Below are 17,768 nucleotides of genomic sequence, written 5' to 3' on the forward strand. Positions count from 1 at the left end.
TAATTGATGTGCTTTATTTGATTGTGGAAAAAACTGAATTTCCTGTGTTTGCATATTTTATAACTTGCTTTCCGTGGAGGGCGTAGTAAGTACCGTCAAAGGGAAGGTTGCCAAATAGCGTGTTTGGAATGACCATATTTCCACCGCCCTCGAAATACTGTTGGTTAGGAGCAACTCTTGCCCGTGCTGAACTGAATTGAATGGCCGTAGATGACTCTAGCAAGGCATTGCCGAGTGGCTGACTGAAGTCATATACGTCTCCGTATATCAGGAATTCAATAAGTTCATCAACGTCATCTGGGTGTGGAAGCCCGGCTATTTGAAAATCCTTGTACAGCAAGAGCAACTCATTTATTGGATCCTTGTTTATTTCTAGAATTGACTCTTTGGTCGCTCTTTCTTCCAGGTCTATGTAGGGAATTGGTGCGGCGATATCATGCTGAATGATATACTGATTTTTCATTAACCCCTCGAAATCGAAGTAGTCTTTCAAAAGGGAGGTGTCTCCGCCTAGTATTTCATTGTATGCATCCGTATTCCTGTAATAACCCCTCTCGGAGGCAAGGGTTGGAAATAGGCCATTATTTGCTTTGCGGGAAACATAAGTTCCTGGCTTTCCATAGCTTAGGGAAACGCCAGAGGCATTGATTAATTTTTGTATCTCTCTATAACTTTTTGTCTGATTTCCGCTGAATCTATAGCCCTTTTGGCTATTATCGAAAACAACTATTTTTCTGGGATCCATTACGCCATTGTTGTCTAAGTATTGCCTGTCTATTATTCTTGCTACCTTTGAGCGGTTGTTCAGGATTCTTTTGGGAATATAGACATGATTTTTCTGTGTCCTTAAGAATATTTCATTTCTGATTGGTGAATATATTTTTATGAACTCGTGCGGGCTGGTTAAGCTTAGAAGGTTTTTCATTTTATTGGTGTCCGGTCTGGTTGGTGTATATTCCTTTGAATTAAAATAAATGCTTTGGTTGCGATTTGTTGTGGGTTTGTAATTTCATTGGGTTGTTAATTGTCTGTGTGGGTGGCATGGTAAACGTTTGGCGAGTAAGTGAGTTTATTGTGGTACTTGGCTTCGGCTAATTGATTTTTATTTGTTGCCTTTAGATTTAAATTGGGCATGATCTGGGTGGCCGGGCTACTCACAAGAACTATTCAAACACCCACTCCGCTAGCTTTCCCGCTACTTCCGTCATCAACACATTCTCGATATCCCGTACGCCCGCCGAACTGCATTTGGCCAATACCGCTTTTACCAGGCCAGGGTCGAAATCGAAGGTCTTGCCGGTGGCGGCCTTGTAGCGGCCTTGCAGTTTTGCCAGTTTGGCCCGGACAATGTTTTCCAAGGTGGTGTCATCCAGATCGCTGTAGGGCACCACGGTCATGCGCGCGAGAAAGGCCGGGCGGAAGCTGCGCAGCAGTACCTGGCGCAGTTGGGCATTGAAGGCATCGCTGCCAATCTGTACGGCTGGGGTATCGAGGATCAGTTCCGCACCAACGTTGCTGGTAGCCAGCATCACGGTGTTCTTGAAGTCCACCACCAGGCCGGTGCCGTCTTCCATCACGCCCTTGTCGAAGACGTTGTAGAAGGCCTCGAGCACGTCCGGGTGGGCCTTCTCGATCTCATCGAGCAGCACCACCGAGTAGGGCCTGCGTCGTACTGCTTCGGTGAGCACGCCACCAGAGCCATAGCCGACGTAGCCGGGCGGCGCCCCCTTGAGCTGGCTGACGGTGTGGGCCTCCTGGTATTCGGAGAGGTTGATGCTGATCAGGTTGCGCTCGCCGCCGTACAGGGCGTCGGCAAGGGCGTAGGCGGTTTCGGTCTTGCCGACGCCGGTGGGGCCGACCAGCAGGAACACCCCGACCGGCTTGGCCGGGTCGGTGAGCCCGGCGCGGTAGGCCTGGATGCGTTGGGCGATGGTGTCGAGCGCCACGTCCTGGCCCATCACCCGTTGGCCCATGCGCTGGCCTAGGGTGCGCACGGCGTGGGCCTCGTCGGCAAGCATCTTGCCCACCGGGATGCCGGTCCAGCCGGCGATCACCGCGGCGACTATCTTCGAGTCGACCTGCTCGGGCACCAGCGGGTCATCCTGGCGAATGGCGTCGAGTCCGTGCTCCAGTCGTCCCAGCTCGGCGGCCAGGTGGTCGATGCGGTTGTCGAGTTCCTCGTTCGGCTTGCTGGTATCGGCGCTCTCGCTCAGCCCCAGCAACTCGCGGCGTGCGTTCAGCAGCTCGCGTACCGCTTCGCGTTCCTCGCCCCAGCGGGTTTCCAGTTCGCGAATGCTGATGGCGTTGCCGCCAAATTCGCTTTCCAGCTCGCCGATGCGGGCGCCGTGGTCGAGGCCGGTGGCCTGTTCGCGCTTGAGCCGGTCGAGTTCTTCCTGCACCGCCACCTGGCGATGACGCAGACTTTCCAGGGGCGGCGGTACGTCGTGCTGAGCCAGGGCGACGCGGGCACAAGCGGTGTCCAGTACGCTGATGGCCTTGTCGGGCAACTGGCGCCCGGAAATGTAGCGATGGGAGAGCTTCACCGCGTCGTGGATGGCCGCATCCAGCACCTGTACGCCGTGGTGCTGCTCCAGCTTGACGGCGACGCCGCGCAACATTTCAACGGCGGTGGCTTCATCCGGCTCTTCCACCTGCACAAGCTGGAAGCGCCGGGTCAGAGCCGGGTCCTTCTCGAAGTACTTCTTGTATTCCAGCCAGGTGGTGGCGGCCACGGTGCGCAGCTCGCCACGAGCCAGGGCCGGCTTGAGCAGGTTGGCGGCATCGCTGCCGCCCTCGGCAGCACCGGCGCCAATCAGGGTGTGAGCCTCGTCGATAAACAGGATGATCGGCTTTTCGGCATTGCGTACCGCATCGATCACGCCCTTCAGGCGCTGCTCGAACTCGCCCTTCACGCCGGCCCCGGCCTGCAGCAGGCCGAGGTCGAGTACCCGCACCCTGACCTCCTGCAACGGCGGCGGCACATCGCCGGCAGCGATGCGCAGGGCCAGGCCTTCGACTACGGCGGTCTTGCCGACGCCGGGGGCGCCGACCAGGATGGGATTGTTCTGCCGCCGACGCAGGAGGATGTCGATGGTCTGGCGGATTTCGCCATCGCGGCCGACGATCGGATCGATGCGGCCGCTGCGCGCCTCCTCGGTAAGGTCCTGGGTGAACTGGTCGAGCAGAGACGGCTCGGCACCGGCCTTGGCCCCTTTGGCCGGGTTGTTGGCCGTGCCGGCGCCACCCTCGCGGGAGGTAGCGGTCCACTCCTGCAGGTTGCTGCGCAGCGCGTCGCGGGGGATGCGCAGCAGCGAAGATGCACTGTTGAGCAACAGCGCACGACGATCGTCGCGGTCGAGTAGGGCTAATAGCAATAGCCCGGAGCGTACGCTTGGCAGGTTCTGCATGCTGGCCTGAAGCACCGCATCTTCCAATAGTGCCACCGTCTGGCTGGAGAGGGCTGGAGTGCGGGTGCAGCCGCCCTTGAACAAGTCGAGGGCCTGGTTGATTTCTGCCGCCAGGACGTCCCGCTCCAGGCCGAAGCGTGGCAGCAGGCAGGCCAGGTCACCGCCTTCGATGTCCAGTAGTTCCAGCAGCAGGTGTTCGACTTCCACATAGTGGTGGCTGCGTTGCATGCAGCGCTGGGCGGCGCGCTCCAGCGCACGGCGGCAATCGTCGTTGAGGCGGGTGAGCAGGGTGGCGAGGTCCATGCTCAGGCACTCCTCAGGCAGAGGCGCGTGTCGATGCGGCGTACCTGATGCTTGGGCTGGCGCTCCAGCCAGCTGCTCCAGGTCATGCGCGGTGGAGCCTTGCGCTTCAGGGTCAGGGCCGGGGTGTCGTTGACCAACAACCGCAGCGAACAGTCCAGATCGGGACCGAAGTAGAAGGCCGCCAGCGCCGCCAACTGGAGATGGGCCGCACCGTCTGGCAGAAAGCCGGGGTAGCGCTGGCCACTCAGGGGCCCGAGCACGATGCGGATGCCGGCATGCTCGTCCCAAGCTCGCTTGCCGGCCACGGCGCTGTGGCCGAGGCGCAGGTTGCGGCCGGATCGGCCCAGGCGGCTGCGGCTGGTCTCGGGAATTTCGCGCCAGGCGCCCTGGAACTGCTCCAGGCGCACGCTCACGGCGAAGTGATGGCGGACAATGGTTTCGAAACCGGCCAACGAGCGACGGGCTCCGGCGAACAGCGCGCTGCGGGCGAGAATGAGCCCGTCGGGAATCGCCTGGCGTCCCTGCAGCGGGCGTGGCAGCAGGCCGGTGAGTGCACGCAGCTGATCCTGTACCGGGCTGTGCTGTGGTGGTGTAAAGCCGATGGCCACCCGATACTTGCGCAGGATGCGATAGAGCAGTGAGAGCAGGCGGTGCTGGAACAGGTCAAGGAACTGCGCCGGTCCGTGGTCCTTCATTCGAGCGCGTTGTTGTAACCATTCCTGGTAGGCGTAAGGCAAGGGGCCATCCGGTCCGCCCAGACCGAACACCGGCGTACTGAGTACCGGCTGGGACTGCTCGGACGACTCCAGTTGTGCCACCTGGCTGGCGGCGAACAGCGGGGTCAGCGGTCCGCGTAGGCGCACTGCTTCCCGGCGCGGGTCGATGCCTTGGCCCAGCGGTACGGCCTCTGGCTGTGAACGCTCGAGCAGCAGTAGCGCCTGCAGCAGTTCGAACGCCTGCGGCTCGTTGCTCAGCCGCTCGGCTATAGGGACAGGGGTTCGCCGACCTGGGGACGCCATGTCTTGATCTCCTTATCGCCGAGCAGCAGCACGGTGCGCACGAAGCGGTTGGTATTGGCGTAGAGCGAGAAGAAGTGCGCCAGCACGCCAGAAAACAGCAGGGGACTGGCCCCGACGAAATGTTGTGGATCGAGGCTCAAACGTACCTCCAGGCCGTTGCGCCAGCCGCGCCAGGCGTCGCTGCCGACATGCTCGACGATTCGAACGCTGGAGATGCCGCACAGGCCTTCGATCTGCCGGCGCGCGGCAGCTTCATCGCGCAGGTTATGCAGCGTCAGCAACTCCTTGAGCGCGGCGAGCGATTGCTCGCCTTCCACCAACGACAGGTGATTGAGGGTCAGTTGCGAAACCAGACGCCAGCGCGAGGCGCCATCCAGTGCCGGTAGCGATTGCGGGTGAGGCGAGCGAAGCAGGCTGACGCGCATCACCGGGCCGGGTCGCTCGAAGTCCAGGCGGGTCCCGGCGGGCAGCGTTTCCGCCAGGTGCCTATTCGTGCACAGCAATTCGGCGGTGAGACTGAAGTCGGGAATATCCACCGCCGGGTTGCAATGGGTGTCGACCAGGCTCAACAGCATATCGGTGCCATGCCGACGCGGATTGAGTCCGCTGATCCGCCGGGCATGCCAGTACAGGCGAGTGTCCCCCATGCCGTGCTGGCAGGCATAGTAGGGCGAGATCCACTGGGCGCGCTGACCGCTGCCGGCGCGCAGGTTGCGGATGCTGTGGATTTCCACGCTGTTTTCGCGGTAGGCGTCGGCGATCAGCCGATACTCGCTACGGGTGCCATCGGGGCGCAGCGGCTCGGAGGTCCGCGGAAACAGATTGATCACCGGTACGCAGCCGAGAGCAATATCTTCTCGGCGCAGGCTGACCCGGGAGGTCGGCGCACGGTCGAGCAGGATGTAGATCTCCAGCAGCTCGCCGGCTTCTGCGGGAATGGCCAGCGGCAGGTCGAAAAAGGCGAATTTTTCCGGGCAGGCGAAGTACTCGGCGAGCAGGCGCAAGCCCGGGTGCAAACCGTCTTCATCTGGCAACAGGGACTCGTCGGCGGCGAAGCCGACCGGTTCGGGGCGTCCGGCCACCGCAGATGGCTGGCACCCCGGCAGGCCACAGCGGGTCTGCAAGGCATGGCCACAGAGTAGGTCGTAGAGCGTAGCGGCGGTGACCGGAGAACCGGCCAGATGGATGCGCAGGCTGCTGATCGGCAAGGCACTCCACGGCTCCTCTGCGAGATTGCGAAGGCTCAGGCGCAGAGCCGCGCGGGCCTGGGGGGCGCCCGTCAGGGCCTGGGTTTCTTCGGTGTCGAGGAGCACCACCTCGGCCACTTCCAGCGGCCACAGGGTGGCGGGTGCGGTGCTGCGAAAATGCACGCTGTCGCCAGCAGCAGTGGTGACGAACAATGGGGTGTCGCGGGGCAGGGCGTAGCCTTCGCTGAGGTTGCCCTTGCTCGGGTCCGGCTCGAGTCGGGCTATGGCGCACGAGGGTAGTGGTCGTAATGCCAGCGGATAGAGTTGCTCCAGCAGCGCATTGCTGAATTCCGCATAGCCGTCGTCGAGCCTTCGCTGCAAGCGCGCGCAGAGCAATGAGAAACCTTCCAGCAGGCGCTCGACATGGGGGTCCGGGCATTCGCCGGGGGACAGTTCCAGGCGGCTGGCGATCTTCGGATAACGCTGGGCGAAGTCTGCACCGGCCTGACGCAGCCAGGTCAGTTCGCGTTGGTAATAGTCCAGCAGTTGCTCATCAATCGAATCGCTCATGCACTACCCCGTCGGCCAAATCCATTGCATAGGCCACCGGCCACTCTTCGACACCGCTGCGCAAGTATCCGTTGATACGCACGCGCAGTGCATGACGGCTCCCATCCAGTGCTTGTACGTCCACTTCGCCGAGCTGCAGGCGTGGCTCGAAGTGGGCAATGGCCAAGCGGATCTCCCGCGCCAATCTGAGTCGATCGTCGCTACGGTCGGCGTACAAGCCGCTCCAGTCGGCGATGCCGTAGTCGATGACGGTCAGCTGTTTGAGCCGTGGTCGCAACGAGCGTCGCGTATTCAGCAGGCGCAACAGTTCCTGGCGCACCGAGTCGGCAAGTGCCTGGCGATCGAAGGCGGGCACCTGCGCGGGTCTGGCCTCGTCGTACGAGGCCAGACGGTCGAGCAGCGGTGCCTGGCTGCGGTGCCGGAAGGCGGCCACCGATTACTTGACGACCTTGTTGGCCGCCAGGTCCCAGGTGGAGGCGGCCGTGCCTTCCTTGGTGCCGTCATCCTTCTGCGCGGTCAGCTCCCACTTGATCTTGGTGAAGTTGAGCGAAAGCGTCTCCACCGGCTTGCCACCGGTACCACCACTGACGCTGACGTTGGAAAGCACAACGTTGGACAGGGTATAGACGATGAAGGGCAGGATCTGGCCGCTGCCTTCGGCGGCATTGCGCCCGATGGTGACCTTGGCCTCGGTGATGGGTTTTCCAGAGCAGCAGTATTCGTTGAGGGTAGGGGTTGAGGTATCGATGAACTTGGTGAGGGTGAACTCACCGATATGGGGGCGACCCGAGGTGCGCTCCGAGTTGCTGACGTCATTGGTCACCTGCATGGCGACGTTATGGCTGTAGGACATCAGTTCGATCTTGTCGGCGAAGCCTTCGAGCAGGCTATCACCTTTGATATCTGCGCCCAGGTCGAGAATGATCGCATCCATCGCGTGCAGCTCCTGATTCTAGAAAAATAAGAAGAGTCGTTTGGCAAAAACCCCGCCGGCCCAGGGCCGGCGGAAGCTGTCAGGCGGCCGGAGGCGGCAGCGTAGCTACCAGGCGGATCGAGGCCGTCAGTTCTTCAAGTTGGAAATGTGGGCGCAGGAATACGGTGGCTCGATAGGCGCCGGGCTTGCCGGCCACTTCGCTGACATCCACTCGCGCCTCACGCAGGGGGTACTGGGCTTTGATCTCCTGGGGGGCGTTGTCATTGATCAGCACGTAGTCGGAGATCCAGTTGTTCAGGTACGTCTGCACGTTGTCGCGGGTCATGAAGCTGCCGATCTTGTCGCGCATGATCACCTTGAGGTAATGCGCAAAGCGTGAGGCCGCCAACACGTAGGGCAACATCGCCGAAATGCGGGCATTGGAGTTGGCTTCGGGCGTGTTGTAGACCTTCGCCTTGTTGGTGGTCTGACCACCGAAGAACACCGCCAGATCGCTGTTCTTCTTGTGGCAGAGGGCGATGAAACCCAGTTCGTCGAGTTCCTTCTCGCGGCGGTCGGTAATCGCCACCTCGGTGGGACATTTGAGCGCCAGGTCGCCTGCGCTGGTAGTGAAGGTGTGTGCCGGCAAGCCCTCGACCGCGCCACCACCTTCCACGCCGCGAATGGCGGCACACCAACCGTAGTGAGCGAATGCATCGGTGATGCGCTGGGTCAACGCCCAGGCCGCATTGCCCCACAGGTATTTGCTGTGGTCGGTGCCGTTGACGTCCTCCACGTAGTTCATGCCTTCCACCGGCAGGGTTTCCGGGCCGTATGGCAGGCGCAGCAGCACGTGCGGCAATACCAGCGAGACGTAGCGGGAGTCCTCGCTGGCGCGGAACGAACGCCACTTGATCAGCTCCAGGCTTTCGAAGACCTTGGCCAGGTCACGCGGAACGGCCAGTTCGGTGAAGCTGCTCATATCGAACAGCCGCGGGCTGGCGGCGGCGATGAAGGGAGCGTGGGCCGCGGCGGCGACATTGGAGAGTTTCTCCAGCAGGGCGATATCCTGCGGGTGGCGGCCGAACTCGAAATCACCCATCAACACGCTGAACGGATGCCCGCCGAAGGTGCCGTAGTCCTCTTCATAGAACTTCTTGAACAGCACGCTCTGGTCGAACTCGACGGCCTTCTCCAGATCGGTGAGCAACTCCTTCTGGGTCACATTCAGCAGACGCAACTTCAGTCGGGTGCTGGTCTCGGTATTCATCACCAGAAAATGCAGGCCGCGCCAGGAGGCTTCCAGTTTCTTGACCTCCGGGTGATGGAGGATTTCGTTGAGCTGGCCACTGATCAACTGGTCGATCTGGTCGATGCGATCGTTGATCATGGCCACGGTGTCCTTGTCGACGACCATGCCTTCGTCAAGTACTTGAGTGGCGAACTCGCTCAGCATGTCGCGGGCATAGGCCTGCTGGCTGTCGTCGTGGGCCATCCGGCCCTCGGCGACGATGCGATCGAGCAGAGACAAGGTGGTGGGTTGCGCTGCGCCCTGAGTGCCGGATTCTGTTTCGGCCATGGCAAAAATCTCCGTATTGGTTAGCGACTATCAGGCTTGAGGCTCTTCGGGCTGGTCGGACGCATCGTCAGTTGCTTCGCCAGTTTCCGCAGTGCCCTCGGGGCGAGCCGCTTTGATTTCCTGCAATCCCTCGGTGTTGGCCACTACTTCCTGCAGGAGTTTGTCCAGATCATCGTTGCCGTCGAGTTTGGTGAGCAGGTCGCGCAGGCGCTGACGGGCCTCGAACAGGCGGCGCAGCGGGGTCACTTGCTTGACCAGGTTGACCGGATCGAAGTCGTCGAAATGGGAGAACTTCAATTCGACGTTGAGCTTGCTGCCATCACCGCTGATGGAGTTATCGACTTGCACGGCCAGGCGCGGTGCGGTCGATGCGAGTACTTCATTGAAGTTGTCGCGGTCGATCTCCACGAAGCGACGCTCGTTCATCTTCGGCAAGGGGGTTTCCGGTTTACCGGACAGATCGGCGAGGATGCCGACCACTAGCGGGAGCTCTTTCTTTTCGATGGCGTCGCCGATTTCCACATCGTAGGTAATCTGCACACGCGGGGGACGTACTCGGTCGAGTTTGTGCTGGGTACTCTCAGCCATGATTCTTCCCTTCTCCAAAACACTGAGCGATCGCGCAATGATTTGGTTTCCCTCTCCATCACGCTCCTTGTGGATCTCCCCCGAAAAGCATCCCGGACGGTAGCGATCCCTTTTCATTCGTCCTGACGGCGAACTACCAAAGACGCTAGAACAGGTCTATAAAAAAGCAAATTCATCGGTTAATGGATTCCCATGAGACTTGGACGTTTCATCTGTGTGGGCCTGATGCTGCTGCAGGCTTCCTGTTCCTACATCTTCCAACCCTCTGTCGAGTTGCGCTCACTTACGCTGGACGTGGCACCCAAGGCCAACGACGACACGCCGCTGGCCGTGGATTTCGTCGCAGTCGAGGATCCGGAACTGCTCAAGCTACTGCTGTCGATACCCGCCAAGCAGTGGTTCGAGCAACGTGAACAGCTGCGCCGCGATTACCTGCAGTCGATTGGCGTTTGGAGCCTTGAACTGGTCCCGGGCCAGTTCATGGCGGCGCGGGACATCCCCCTGGCCGGCAACCCTGCGGTTGGACTTTTGGTATATGCCGGCTATAACAATCCGGGTACGCACAGGCTGCGTCTGGAGCAGCAGAAGACTGTCTGGCTGCGCTTCGAGAGCAAGAATATGCGTTTGCTCGGCGACTCCTCGTTGGATTGAGTGGCACAGGGACACGCGAGCGGGGCAGCTTTCCCGCTAGACCAGGAATGGATGTCGGAGGGGGCGGGGCATGGCGGGTATTCCCGATGCGATTTGTTGGCACGAAGGTATGCAGCTGCTGCCTCAGCATTTCCAGCTGCAGGGCTTGCGGGCAGAAACCCTGTCCGCACGCCAGACGACTGCGGCGCAACCCTGGTTCTGGGGCGTCGACCTGCTCGAGCTGGACGAGGCGGCGCTCAGCGGCGGCAAGGTGCGCGTCACTGCCCTCGATGCGATTCTTCCCGACGGCCTGCCGGTCGGCTTTGACGCCAGCAGTCGCGAGGCGCTCGAACTGGATGTGAAGGAAGCGATCGACGCCTCGATCCAGGGGGCGACCACCGTCTTCCTCGCCGTCGCGCCCCTCTACCGTGCGGGTCAGCTGGCGCCGCTCGGCGGCCGCTTTCGCTCCCTGCAGGGCGAGCCGGTGCCGGATCTGGCCAGTGGCCTGTTTCCCGAGCCCATCAGCGTCTGGCGTGCCGATCTGCGCCTGGTGGCAGAAAGCAACAAGGCCGACTCGGTGTGCCTGCCCTTGGTGCGCATCGGTAAGCAAGGCGGTGGCTACGCGCGCATCGACTACGTGGCGCCCACTTCGCGGGTGTTGCCGGAATCGCTGCTCGGCCATAAGGTCGCCGCAGTCTGCGCCCGAGCCCGGGAAAAGTGCGTGTTTCTCGCCGGCCGCCTGCGCCAGGCACAACAAGCCGGCAATGACGAAGATGGCGAACAGATCGGCCGTCTGCTCGCCGCCATCTGGGCACGTCTGCCGGAGGTGGAGGCCGCGCTGGGCAGCCGCATCGCCCATCCGGCGGGATTGCACCAATTGCTGGCGGGGATGGCGGGTTCGCTCTGCGTGCTCAATCCGCTGGCCGGCGTGCCGGCCTTCAAGCCACTGGCCTATGAAGAGCTGCTAAGCGGCTTCACGGAAGTCCTCGATTGGCTGAATGCCGCCCTCGATCTGGTGCGCGCCGGTTACCGTACCCTGCCATTCGCGCGCGACACCCATGGATTCTGGATCGAGTTGCCGGCCACCGAGGAGCCCTGGCAGCGCATGGTGATTGGTCTGCGAATGCCTGCTGGCGCGGGTGAGCGCGCCGCCGGCCAATGGCTGGACAGCGCCATCATTGCTTCCCAGCCACATATTCCCACCCTGGCCCGGCAACGCATGCACGGCCTGGCGCAGCAGCCGCTCAGCCGTAGCGAGCAGATTGCCTACAGTGTTGGCGCCGACACCTGGCTGTTTTCCATCCAGGGTGATCAGGAATGGTTCGATCCCAGCCAGCGCCTGCGCATTCTGGTGCCGGGTGGTGGCGCTGGGGTCGAACCTTGGGAAGTCTTGCTGTTCTTCACCAATAGCGGTGAGGAGTGAGAACAGGTCATGTCAGATAGCCTGCCGCGCTTGCGCCTCGGTTCGATCAACGAGGCGCCACTGAGTGCCGCATTCGCCAGCACCTGGGCGCAATGGCTGGACGTCTGGTCCGACCTGGCCGGTAGCACCGAAAGCGCCGACCAAGTAGCGTCGCGCGCGGCGGCGGAGGCGAGCCGGCTGTGCCGCCGGCTTTGGCGTGATGCCTATGCGGCCGTCGGCGATGCGCCAGGAGGCCAGGCCAAGGCCATGGTCTACGCCTTCGTGGCCTTGCTCGACGAAACGCTGGTATTCAATTCCTGGCCGGGCCAGTCGCGGTGGCAGGAGCAACCACTGGAGTTTCGCCTGTTCAACAGTCGCGCCGCCGGCGAGCGGCTGCCGCGGGCGATCAACAAACTGCTCGGTGAGAGCGACCCGGCCACTCGCGACCTGGCCAACGTCTATCTCAAATGCCTGACCCTGGGCTTTCAGGGCCGATTAAGGGGTGCGCGCGGGCAGATCCTGCACGAGAAATGGCGTCATGCACTGTTCGCGTTCGCGTGGCAGCGTGACGCCGATGAGCGGCAGGTCGGGGCCATGCTGGAACAACCTGCCTCTGCGCCGCCGAGGCGGCTGCCGGTGCGGCGCATGTTGCCAGATGGTTTGCGTCTGAGCCTGTTTGTCGCCCTGGGCATGGTGCTGCTGCTTGGTGTCGGTCATCTGTTCTGGCGCGATATCGCCCAGCGCCTGGAGCCCAGCCTCGACAGCAGCCCGGGGCAACAGCTATGAGCGGCTTGGAAATCGCGGTACTGGTGCTGGTCCTGGTCTTGCTGCTGATTTTGCTAGGCGTGTTGGCCTGGTGGCTGCGAGGGCGTATCGATGGAGCCGCACGCAGTTGCTACCTTGCCGTGCAGCAGATGGAGCGCGACCTCGGGGTCAAGGACCGCTATCAAACACCCTGGCTGATGCTGCTCGGCGATGAACAGCAGACTGAGCAGCTATGCCGAGCCTGGCGACTATCCGACGCGGGCAAGAGCGGCTGGTTTGGTCGCTGGTGGTACGACAGCGATGCGGCTGTGCTGGCGGTGCCCGGTGCCATGTTCAACCACGCGGACGGAGCTTTGGTACAGATCGCCGCCTGGTGGCGGCTGTTGCGCATGTTGCTGCTGATGCGCGCCGGGCGGCCGCTGGATGCGGTGATCTGGACGATACCGGCCGAGCGGCTATGGTCGGCCGAGCAGGCGGCGGCGAATGGTCTGGTGGCACGGCGCAAATTCAATGAAATGCTCCAGCGCCTGGGGCTCAGCGTACCGGTCTATCTAGTGGTCACTGGCCTGGAAACACTGCCTGGCATCAAGGAACTGGCTGACGCGCTGCCCGAAGAGGCCCGTGACCGGGTATTGGGCTGGTCCTCGCCATTCGCCCCGGGCACCGCCTGGCATCCGGAGTGGAGCGAGATTGCCCTGGACCAATTGGTACGCGTGCTATCCGAGGAAATCAGTGAGCTGGGCGTCTTGTCCGGCAAGATTGAGGAGGCGCTCTATCTGCTGCCGCGCCAGTTCGATGCCATTCGCAGCAACCTCCAGGTCTTGTGCGATCCGGTGTTTCAAGGCAGCGCCTTGGGCGAGGCGCCGCAATTGCGCGGCATCTATTTCTGCGCGGCGATGCCGGCAGTCGGTGGTGATGCCGATCCGCTGACCGAGGTACAGGAGCTGCCGCGCGCGCCCCTGTTCATTCGGCGCCTGTTGCGCCATCGCGTGTTGGCCGAGCAGGGACTGACCCAGCCGGTGCCGCGCATTCTTTATCTGCGTCGGCGCTGGCAGCGCGTCCTTGGCGCCAGCGCCGCTTTGGTTGGGCTGGTCTGGCTGGTCGGCATGCTCTGGATCTGGCAGGTCGAGCGCCAACAGGCCGACAGCCTCGCGGCGCTGTTGCACGAGCTCAAGGCCGATCACCGTTCCGGGCTGCTCGACGATGCCGGTGCCCGACGAAGCATAAGCGCCTTCTGGACGGTTCTCAACGAAGCGCCGCGGTGGCGTTTCTCCTCGGTATTGTTGCCTAGCTCGCTGTTTTCTCCGCTGGATCCGCAGTTGCGCCAGCAGCTGCTCGACCTGGCCAGCGAGCGGCTCTATCGGCCGCTGTACGCGACCCTGCAACGCGACATGAGCGCGGTCAGCGGCGTGCACCTGGACAGTCAGCGCCATCGCAGTGGCGACGCCGATTCGCCGGAAGAATGGTCGAGCTACCTGGCGGCCCGTCATCTGCTGGACCAGGCACTGGCCCTGGAAAAACACAGCGCCCACTTCAATCAGATTCTTTCCGCCAGCAAAAGTCCCCTCGATGATGCCGCGACTTTGTCGGGCGAGCTGCTGGATCTGGAACTCAATGCCCAGACCTTGCCCCTGCACAAGCGCTACAACTGGCTGTTCGCGCGCGCCCCGCAAGGGTTGGCCAGCCCGCTGGAGTTGGCCGCCATCCGCCAGCCAGCTGGCAAGCAATACGTCATGCTGATGCGGCTGTGGCTCGACCGCTTGTTTGCCGATGAAAGCTTCAGCAGCACCGCCGGCGAAGTCAGGCGCCACCTGCAGTTCCTGCAGAACGGTCAGCGCAACTCGATCCTCGACCTGGAAGAGCTGAGCCTGAACATTGCCAAGCTGCGTCGGTTGGTCAATGCCACCAATATCGCCTGGAGTCGGAGCTCGGGCGAGGACCTGGCGCCCGGCTACTCGGCCATGCTCGACCAGGCCCGGCAGAGCACCTTGATCGGCCCCGCCATGGTCGATCAGGTGCTCGACCATGCCAGTCTCCTGCAGAAAGTCTTCCGTGAGCAGTGGCTGGATGAAAGCGACCCGCACAACAGCATCCTGCGCCAGCAGAGTGGCGGCAGCATCGAACTCCAGCCCAGCCTGGCCAAGCTGGATACCGCCATCGACATGCTGCTGCGCCAGGACTTCGCCGCTGCCGCCCTGGCCGGTGAAGGCACGGACTACCATGGCGGGCCGATGCGGGGGATAGATGCCGCCAGTCTGGTTTCGGCCCAGCGCTATTTCGCCAGCTATCGCCAGTACCTGGAACAAGGCGTCGCCAAGGTGCCCTACGAATACCGCGGCGCGTTGACCGCCAGCGCCCAGACGAGCACCGCCGCTACCGTCTGGCGGCTGCTCAGCGCGCTCAAACCCAGTGCAGCCGCCAGCCTGAATGAAACCCGCGCATTCAATGTGCCGGCGCAGGATGCCCGTGAAGTAGCCATGGAATTCCAGGCCCTCGGTCATGCGGATATGGCTGAAGCGCTGCTTCAGGAGCTTAATCGACGAGCCTTGCGTGATCTCGACAGTGCCGATGCCGAACTGCAAGCCCTCGCCTTGTACCAGCCTCTGCATGGCGACTTCTCCTGGTGGGACGGCAGTCGTAATGCCGGTCTGCGTGCCTTCCGTGCCGAGACCCCGGAGGATATGCAGCAGTATTTGGCTCGTCAGCTCGATCTGCTCATCGACCTGCACAGCCGGATTGCCCCGGCCCTCGACTGGTTGCACGGCCAGCGCTCCAGTCTGGCGGCCGGCTATGTCGCGCAAGTGCAGCGCTGGCTGGCGACGTCTGCGGAGCTCGAGAAATACGCCGAGAAGAACCCCAATAGTGCGCCGGCGCTGTTCGAACGGTTCGCCAGCAGCCTCAACCGCATGGAGCTGAGCAACTGCCACAGCGTCCTGGGCGAGGCCGAACTGCCCAAGGGGGCAGACGAGCTCTCGCTGCGCGTTCGCGGTGTCGCCGGACTGGCGGGGCAGCGCTGCGCGCAGCTGCAGGAGAGGACCGCGGCTGTCGCCTGGAACCGCCTGTCGACCTATTTCGCGCAGTATCTGGCTGGCCGCTTCCCGTTCGCCTTCAACCTGAATGCGCCGGATGCCGACCCTGACCGGGTGCGCCTGTTCCTGCAACTGCTGGATGAAAACTTGCCTCAGGTTCAGGCCGGACTGCTACAGAACCCGTCCCAGGATGCCTCGGTGGCGGCCGATTTCCTCGCTCACCTGCAAACGGCCAGGGGCTGGCTCGACCCCCTGTTCCAGCGGGATCAGGACGGAATCAAGGGGATCGACCTGGATGTGCGCTGGCGTACTGACCGTGAGGCCGAGTTGGGGGCCGATCAGGTGATCGAATGGTCCATGCTGGCAGGCAGCGATCAGATCAGCTATCCCGGCGACGAGAACAGCCGTATGCGCTGGACTCTCGGGCAACCGGTCAAGCTGCTGCTGCGCTGGGCCAAGAACGCAGAGCAGAGACCGGCGAATGATCCATTGCAACAGGCACTGGCGGTCTACCGGCAGGAGGCGGGCTGGGAATACCAGGGGCCCTGGGCGTTGCTGCGTCTGCTGCGTACCCATGTCGCCTTCGAGCGGCTGACGACCATCGACTACAGCGAAACGCCGCTGGCCTTCCGTCTGCCCGTCCATGCCTCTGCCAGTGGCGAAAACCAGGCACGGATGTTCATGCGCGTGGCCCTGTTGAGTGCCAGTGGCAAGAGTCCCCTGGCCATCGCGCCGCTGCCGGTCAAGGCACCGGCATCGCCGTTCGCCAACGTGCCGTCACCCGCCGCCCCGGGTATGCCGCAGATGGCAGCCTGGCCTGATTCTCTATCCTCTGCCGCCCCCGGCATCCCATAGGAGTTCGCCCTGCCGATGGACGCCGTCGCCCTGCAGGCTGCCGGGCTGCTGGAACCGATACCCGGTCCGCAGCCCTGCGGTATCAATATCCGCCATCAACCCGAATATGACAGCCTGCGCGAGGCGCGCCGGGAGGACGACGAGAGTTTGCCTGCCGGCGTCTGGCAAGCTGACCTGAAGCGCGCCGACTGGGTGGCGGTCGAACGCCTGGCCAGTGAAATTCTCCGCCATCAAAGCAAGGACCTGATGGTCGCCGCTTGGCTTGGCGAGGCCTGGCTGCATCGCCATGGACCTGCCGGCCTGGCTGCTGCGCTGAATCTGCTCGCCAACCTGTGCGAGCGGTTTTCCGACGAATTGCATCCTCAAGCCGAGGACGGCGATCTGTCCTGGCGCTCCAGCCCACTGGAGTGGCTGATCCGTCGCTACGCGCAGGTGCTGCTGACCCGAGTGCCGCTGCTCGGTGAGGTGGGCCAGGAGTTTGCCAAGTTCAGCTTTGCCGACTGGCAACAGCTGCAACGCCAGCTGTTGAATGGCGGCGACAGCAAAAGCGCCAAGATCGAGCGGGAAGCCGCCCAGGCTTTGCAACGGCAGCTGAACGACACCTTGCGCATTCTGCCTGGCGTCCAGTTTCGCCAGAGTGTCGCCTGGCTGGCGGAAAGCAGCAGCGCCCTGGCGCGGCTGGAGGTATGGAGCGACGCCCAGCTGGCGTTCGATTCGCCATCCTTCACGCCGCTGCGCCAGATCATCGAGCAGTTGGCCAAGCTCATGCAGGAGTTTCTCGCCATGCACCCCGCCGCCCCTACCCAACCTGCCGTCGACGATTCCCTTCTCGAAGAGGACGAGCTGCCGCACCTGCCGCCGGCGGTATTTGGTCGTGCCCCCGCCAGCCGCGAAGAGGCCTACCGGCAGCTCGCGCTCATCGCCACCTACCTGGCCAAGAGCGAGCCTCATAGCCCGGTGCCCTATCTGATCAATCGCGCCGTCGAATGGGGACAGAAGCCGCTGCGCGACCTGCTGTCCGAACTGATTTCGGCCGATGCCGAAGCTCGGCGGCTATGGGCCCTGCTGGGCGTCTTGCCCTGATGGCTGCTTTCCGAGCCAAGCACAGAAATTATCGCGTCGCGCTGTAACGCCAGGCTCCGATCGCTCTCTAGTGCCATGTCGGTGTCGAGCACCCGCGTTCGACCCGCCCAACCTGACTAACCGAGGATGACCGCATGACTACCAAGACTGCTGCTACTGGCGCTGCCCTGGCTTTCGCCGCCGCTACCCTGTTCGCCGGCATGACCAGCACCCTGGTCGTGGCCGAAGAAGCCACGGTGCACTGCTACGGCGTCAATGCCTGCAAGGGCCAGAACGACTGCAAGACCGCCAACAACGCCTGCAAGGGCCAGGGTTCCTGCAAGGGCCAGGGCTTCAAGAGCATGACCCTGGCCGAGTGCAATGCGGCCGGTGGTACTGTCGGCGAGTAATGGCGACGGAGTGGCCGCTGTCCGGCCACTCCGGCTTACCCCAATGGTC

14 protein-coding genes are annotated in these 17,768 nt (G+C 62.5%); 6 read left to right on the forward strand and 8 right to left on the reverse strand.

The genetic code is table 11. The features are described 5' to 3' along the window. Positions 1-13: 13 nt before the first annotated feature. The 8 genes from AB5S05_RS00995 to tssB all read right to left on the reverse strand — a co-directional run bounded on the left by AB5S05_RS00995 (position 14) and on the right by tssB (position 9,566). Positions 14-925, reverse strand: coding sequence for a hypothetical protein (locus AB5S05_RS00995; RefSeq protein ID WP_369285534.1), 912 nt, complete (start codon positions 923-925; stop codon positions 14-16). Positions 926-1,163: 238 nt separating this feature from the next. Continuing rightward, positions 1,164-3,710 (reverse strand): type VI secretion system ATPase TssH, encoded by a 2,547-nt coding sequence (tssH, locus tag AB5S05_RS01000; protein ID WP_369285535.1) that lies wholly within the window; start codon positions 3,708-3,710, stop codon positions 1,164-1,166. A 2-nt stretch (positions 3,711-3,712) separates the two neighbouring features. After that, positions 3,713-4,729, reverse strand: a complete 1,017-nt coding sequence (gene tssG / locus AB5S05_RS01005) for a type VI secretion system baseplate subunit TssG (RefSeq protein WP_369285536.1) — start codon at positions 4,727-4,729, stop codon at positions 3,713-3,715. Beyond that, positions 4,693-6,486: a type VI secretion system baseplate subunit TssF gene (gene tssF, locus AB5S05_RS01010; RefSeq protein ID WP_369285537.1), complete on the reverse strand. Its 1,794-nt coding sequence runs from the start codon at positions 6,484-6,486 to the stop codon at positions 4,693-4,695. Before tssF ends, tssG begins: the two co-directional genes overlap by 37 nt. Continuing rightward, positions 6,470-6,919, reverse strand: a complete 450-nt coding sequence (gene tssE, locus AB5S05_RS01015; RefSeq protein WP_369285538.1) for a type VI secretion system baseplate subunit TssE — start codon at positions 6,917-6,919, stop codon at positions 6,470-6,472. The genes tssF and tssE overlap by 17 nt, the downstream gene beginning before the upstream one ends. Positions 6,920-6,922: 3 nt before the next feature. After that, positions 6,923-7,420: an Hcp family type VI secretion system effector gene (locus AB5S05_RS01020; RefSeq protein WP_369285540.1), complete on the reverse strand. Its 498-nt coding sequence runs from the start codon at positions 7,418-7,420 to the stop codon at positions 6,923-6,925. Between the two features lie 79 nt (positions 7,421-7,499). Beyond that, positions 7,500-8,978, reverse strand: a complete 1,479-nt coding sequence (tssC, locus tag AB5S05_RS01025) for a type VI secretion system contractile sheath large subunit (RefSeq protein WP_369285541.1) — start codon at positions 8,976-8,978, stop codon at positions 7,500-7,502. A 30-nt stretch (positions 8,979-9,008) separates the two neighbouring features. After that, positions 9,009-9,566, reverse strand: a complete 558-nt coding sequence (tssB, locus tag AB5S05_RS01030) for a type VI secretion system contractile sheath small subunit (RefSeq protein ID WP_369285542.1) — start codon at positions 9,564-9,566, stop codon at positions 9,009-9,011. A gap of 192 nt (positions 9,567-9,758) precedes the next feature. On the opposite strand from tssB, the gene AB5S05_RS01035 reads away from it, so the two are divergent. The 6 genes from AB5S05_RS01035 to bufA2 all read left to right on the forward strand — a co-directional run bounded on the left by AB5S05_RS01035 (position 9,759) and on the right by bufA2 (position 17,719). After that, a complete protein-coding gene (locus tag AB5S05_RS01035) occupies positions 9,759-10,217 on the forward strand; it encodes a type VI secretion protein (protein WP_369285544.1) in 459 nt (152 codons plus the stop codon). A 70-nt stretch (positions 10,218-10,287) separates the two neighbouring features. Beyond that, complete coding sequence (gene tssK / locus AB5S05_RS01040; RefSeq protein ID WP_369285545.1) at positions 10,288-11,619, forward strand: type VI secretion system baseplate subunit TssK; 1,332 nt, start codon at positions 10,288-10,290, stop codon at positions 11,617-11,619. Positions 11,620-11,628: 9 nt separating this feature from the next. Next, positions 11,629-12,384 (forward strand): DotU family type IV/VI secretion system protein, encoded by a 756-nt coding sequence (locus AB5S05_RS01045; RefSeq protein ID WP_369285546.1) that lies wholly within the window; start codon positions 11,629-11,631, stop codon positions 12,382-12,384. Next, complete coding sequence (locus AB5S05_RS01050; protein ID WP_369285547.1) at positions 12,381-16,247, forward strand: type VI secretion system protein; 3,867 nt, start codon at positions 12,381-12,383, stop codon at positions 16,245-16,247. The genes AB5S05_RS01045 and AB5S05_RS01050 overlap by 4 nt, the downstream gene beginning before the upstream one ends. A gap of 15 nt (positions 16,248-16,262) precedes the next feature. Then, on the forward strand, positions 16,263-17,330 hold the full coding sequence (gene tssA, locus AB5S05_RS01055) for a type VI secretion system protein TssA (protein WP_369285548.1): 1,068 nt from the start codon (positions 16,263-16,265) through the stop codon (positions 17,328-17,330). A gap of 134 nt (positions 17,331-17,464) precedes the next feature. After that, on the forward strand, positions 17,465-17,719 hold the full coding sequence (bufA2, locus tag AB5S05_RS01060; RefSeq protein ID WP_369285549.1) for a BufA2 family periplasmic bufferin-type metallophore: 255 nt from the start codon (positions 17,465-17,467) through the stop codon (positions 17,717-17,719). Positions 17,720-17,768 lie beyond the last annotated feature (49 nt).

This window comes from Pseudomonas zhanjiangensis (assembly GCF_041027545.1).
In the GTDB taxonomy this organism is placed as follows: Bacteria; Pseudomonadota; Gammaproteobacteria; order Pseudomonadales; family Pseudomonadaceae; genus Aquipseudomonas; species Aquipseudomonas zhanjiangensis.

What these genes read in the sequence shown, in the direction of transcription:
- tssG (WP_369285536.1), bottom strand. Translation starts at nt 4,729, where the DNA reads ATGGCGTCCCCAGGTCGGCGAACCCCTGTCCCTATAGCCGAGCGGCTG.
- AB5S05_RS01020 (WP_369285540.1), bottom strand. Translation starts at nt 7,420, where the DNA reads ATGGATGCGATCATTCTCGACCTGGGCGCAGATATCAAAGGTGATAGC.
- tssK (WP_369285545.1), top strand. Translation starts at nt 10,288, where the DNA reads ATGGCGGGTATTCCCGATGCGATTTGTTGGCACGAAGGTATGCAGCTG.
- tssF (WP_369285537.1), bottom strand. Translation starts at nt 6,486, where the DNA reads ATGAGCGATTCGATTGATGAGCAACTGCTGGACTATTACCAACGCGAA.
- tssH (WP_369285535.1), bottom strand. Translation starts at nt 3,710, where the DNA reads ATGGACCTCGCCACCCTGCTCACCCGCCTCAACGACGATTGCCGCCGT.
- tssC (WP_369285541.1), bottom strand. Translation starts at nt 8,978, where the DNA reads ATGGCCGAAACAGAATCCGGCACTCAGGGCGCAGCGCAACCCACCACC.
- AB5S05_RS01035 (WP_369285544.1), top strand. Translation starts at nt 9,759, where the DNA reads ATGAGACTTGGACGTTTCATCTGTGTGGGCCTGATGCTGCTGCAGGCT.
- bufA2 (WP_369285549.1), top strand. Translation starts at nt 17,465, where the DNA reads ATGACTACCAAGACTGCTGCTACTGGCGCTGCCCTGGCTTTCGCCGCC.
- AB5S05_RS01050 (WP_369285547.1), top strand. Translation starts at nt 12,381, where the DNA reads ATGAGCGGCTTGGAAATCGCGGTACTGGTGCTGGTCCTGGTCTTGCTG.
- AB5S05_RS00995 (WP_369285534.1), bottom strand. Translation starts at nt 925, where the DNA reads ATGAAAAACCTTCTAAGCTTAACCAGCCCGCACGAGTTCATAAAAATA.
- AB5S05_RS01045 (WP_369285546.1), top strand. Translation starts at nt 11,629, where the DNA reads ATGTCAGATAGCCTGCCGCGCTTGCGCCTCGGTTCGATCAACGAGGCG.
- tssA (WP_369285548.1), top strand. Translation starts at nt 16,263, where the DNA reads ATGGACGCCGTCGCCCTGCAGGCTGCCGGGCTGCTGGAACCGATACCC.
- tssB (WP_369285542.1), bottom strand. Translation starts at nt 9,566, where the DNA reads ATGGCTGAGAGTACCCAGCACAAACTCGACCGAGTACGTCCCCCGCGT.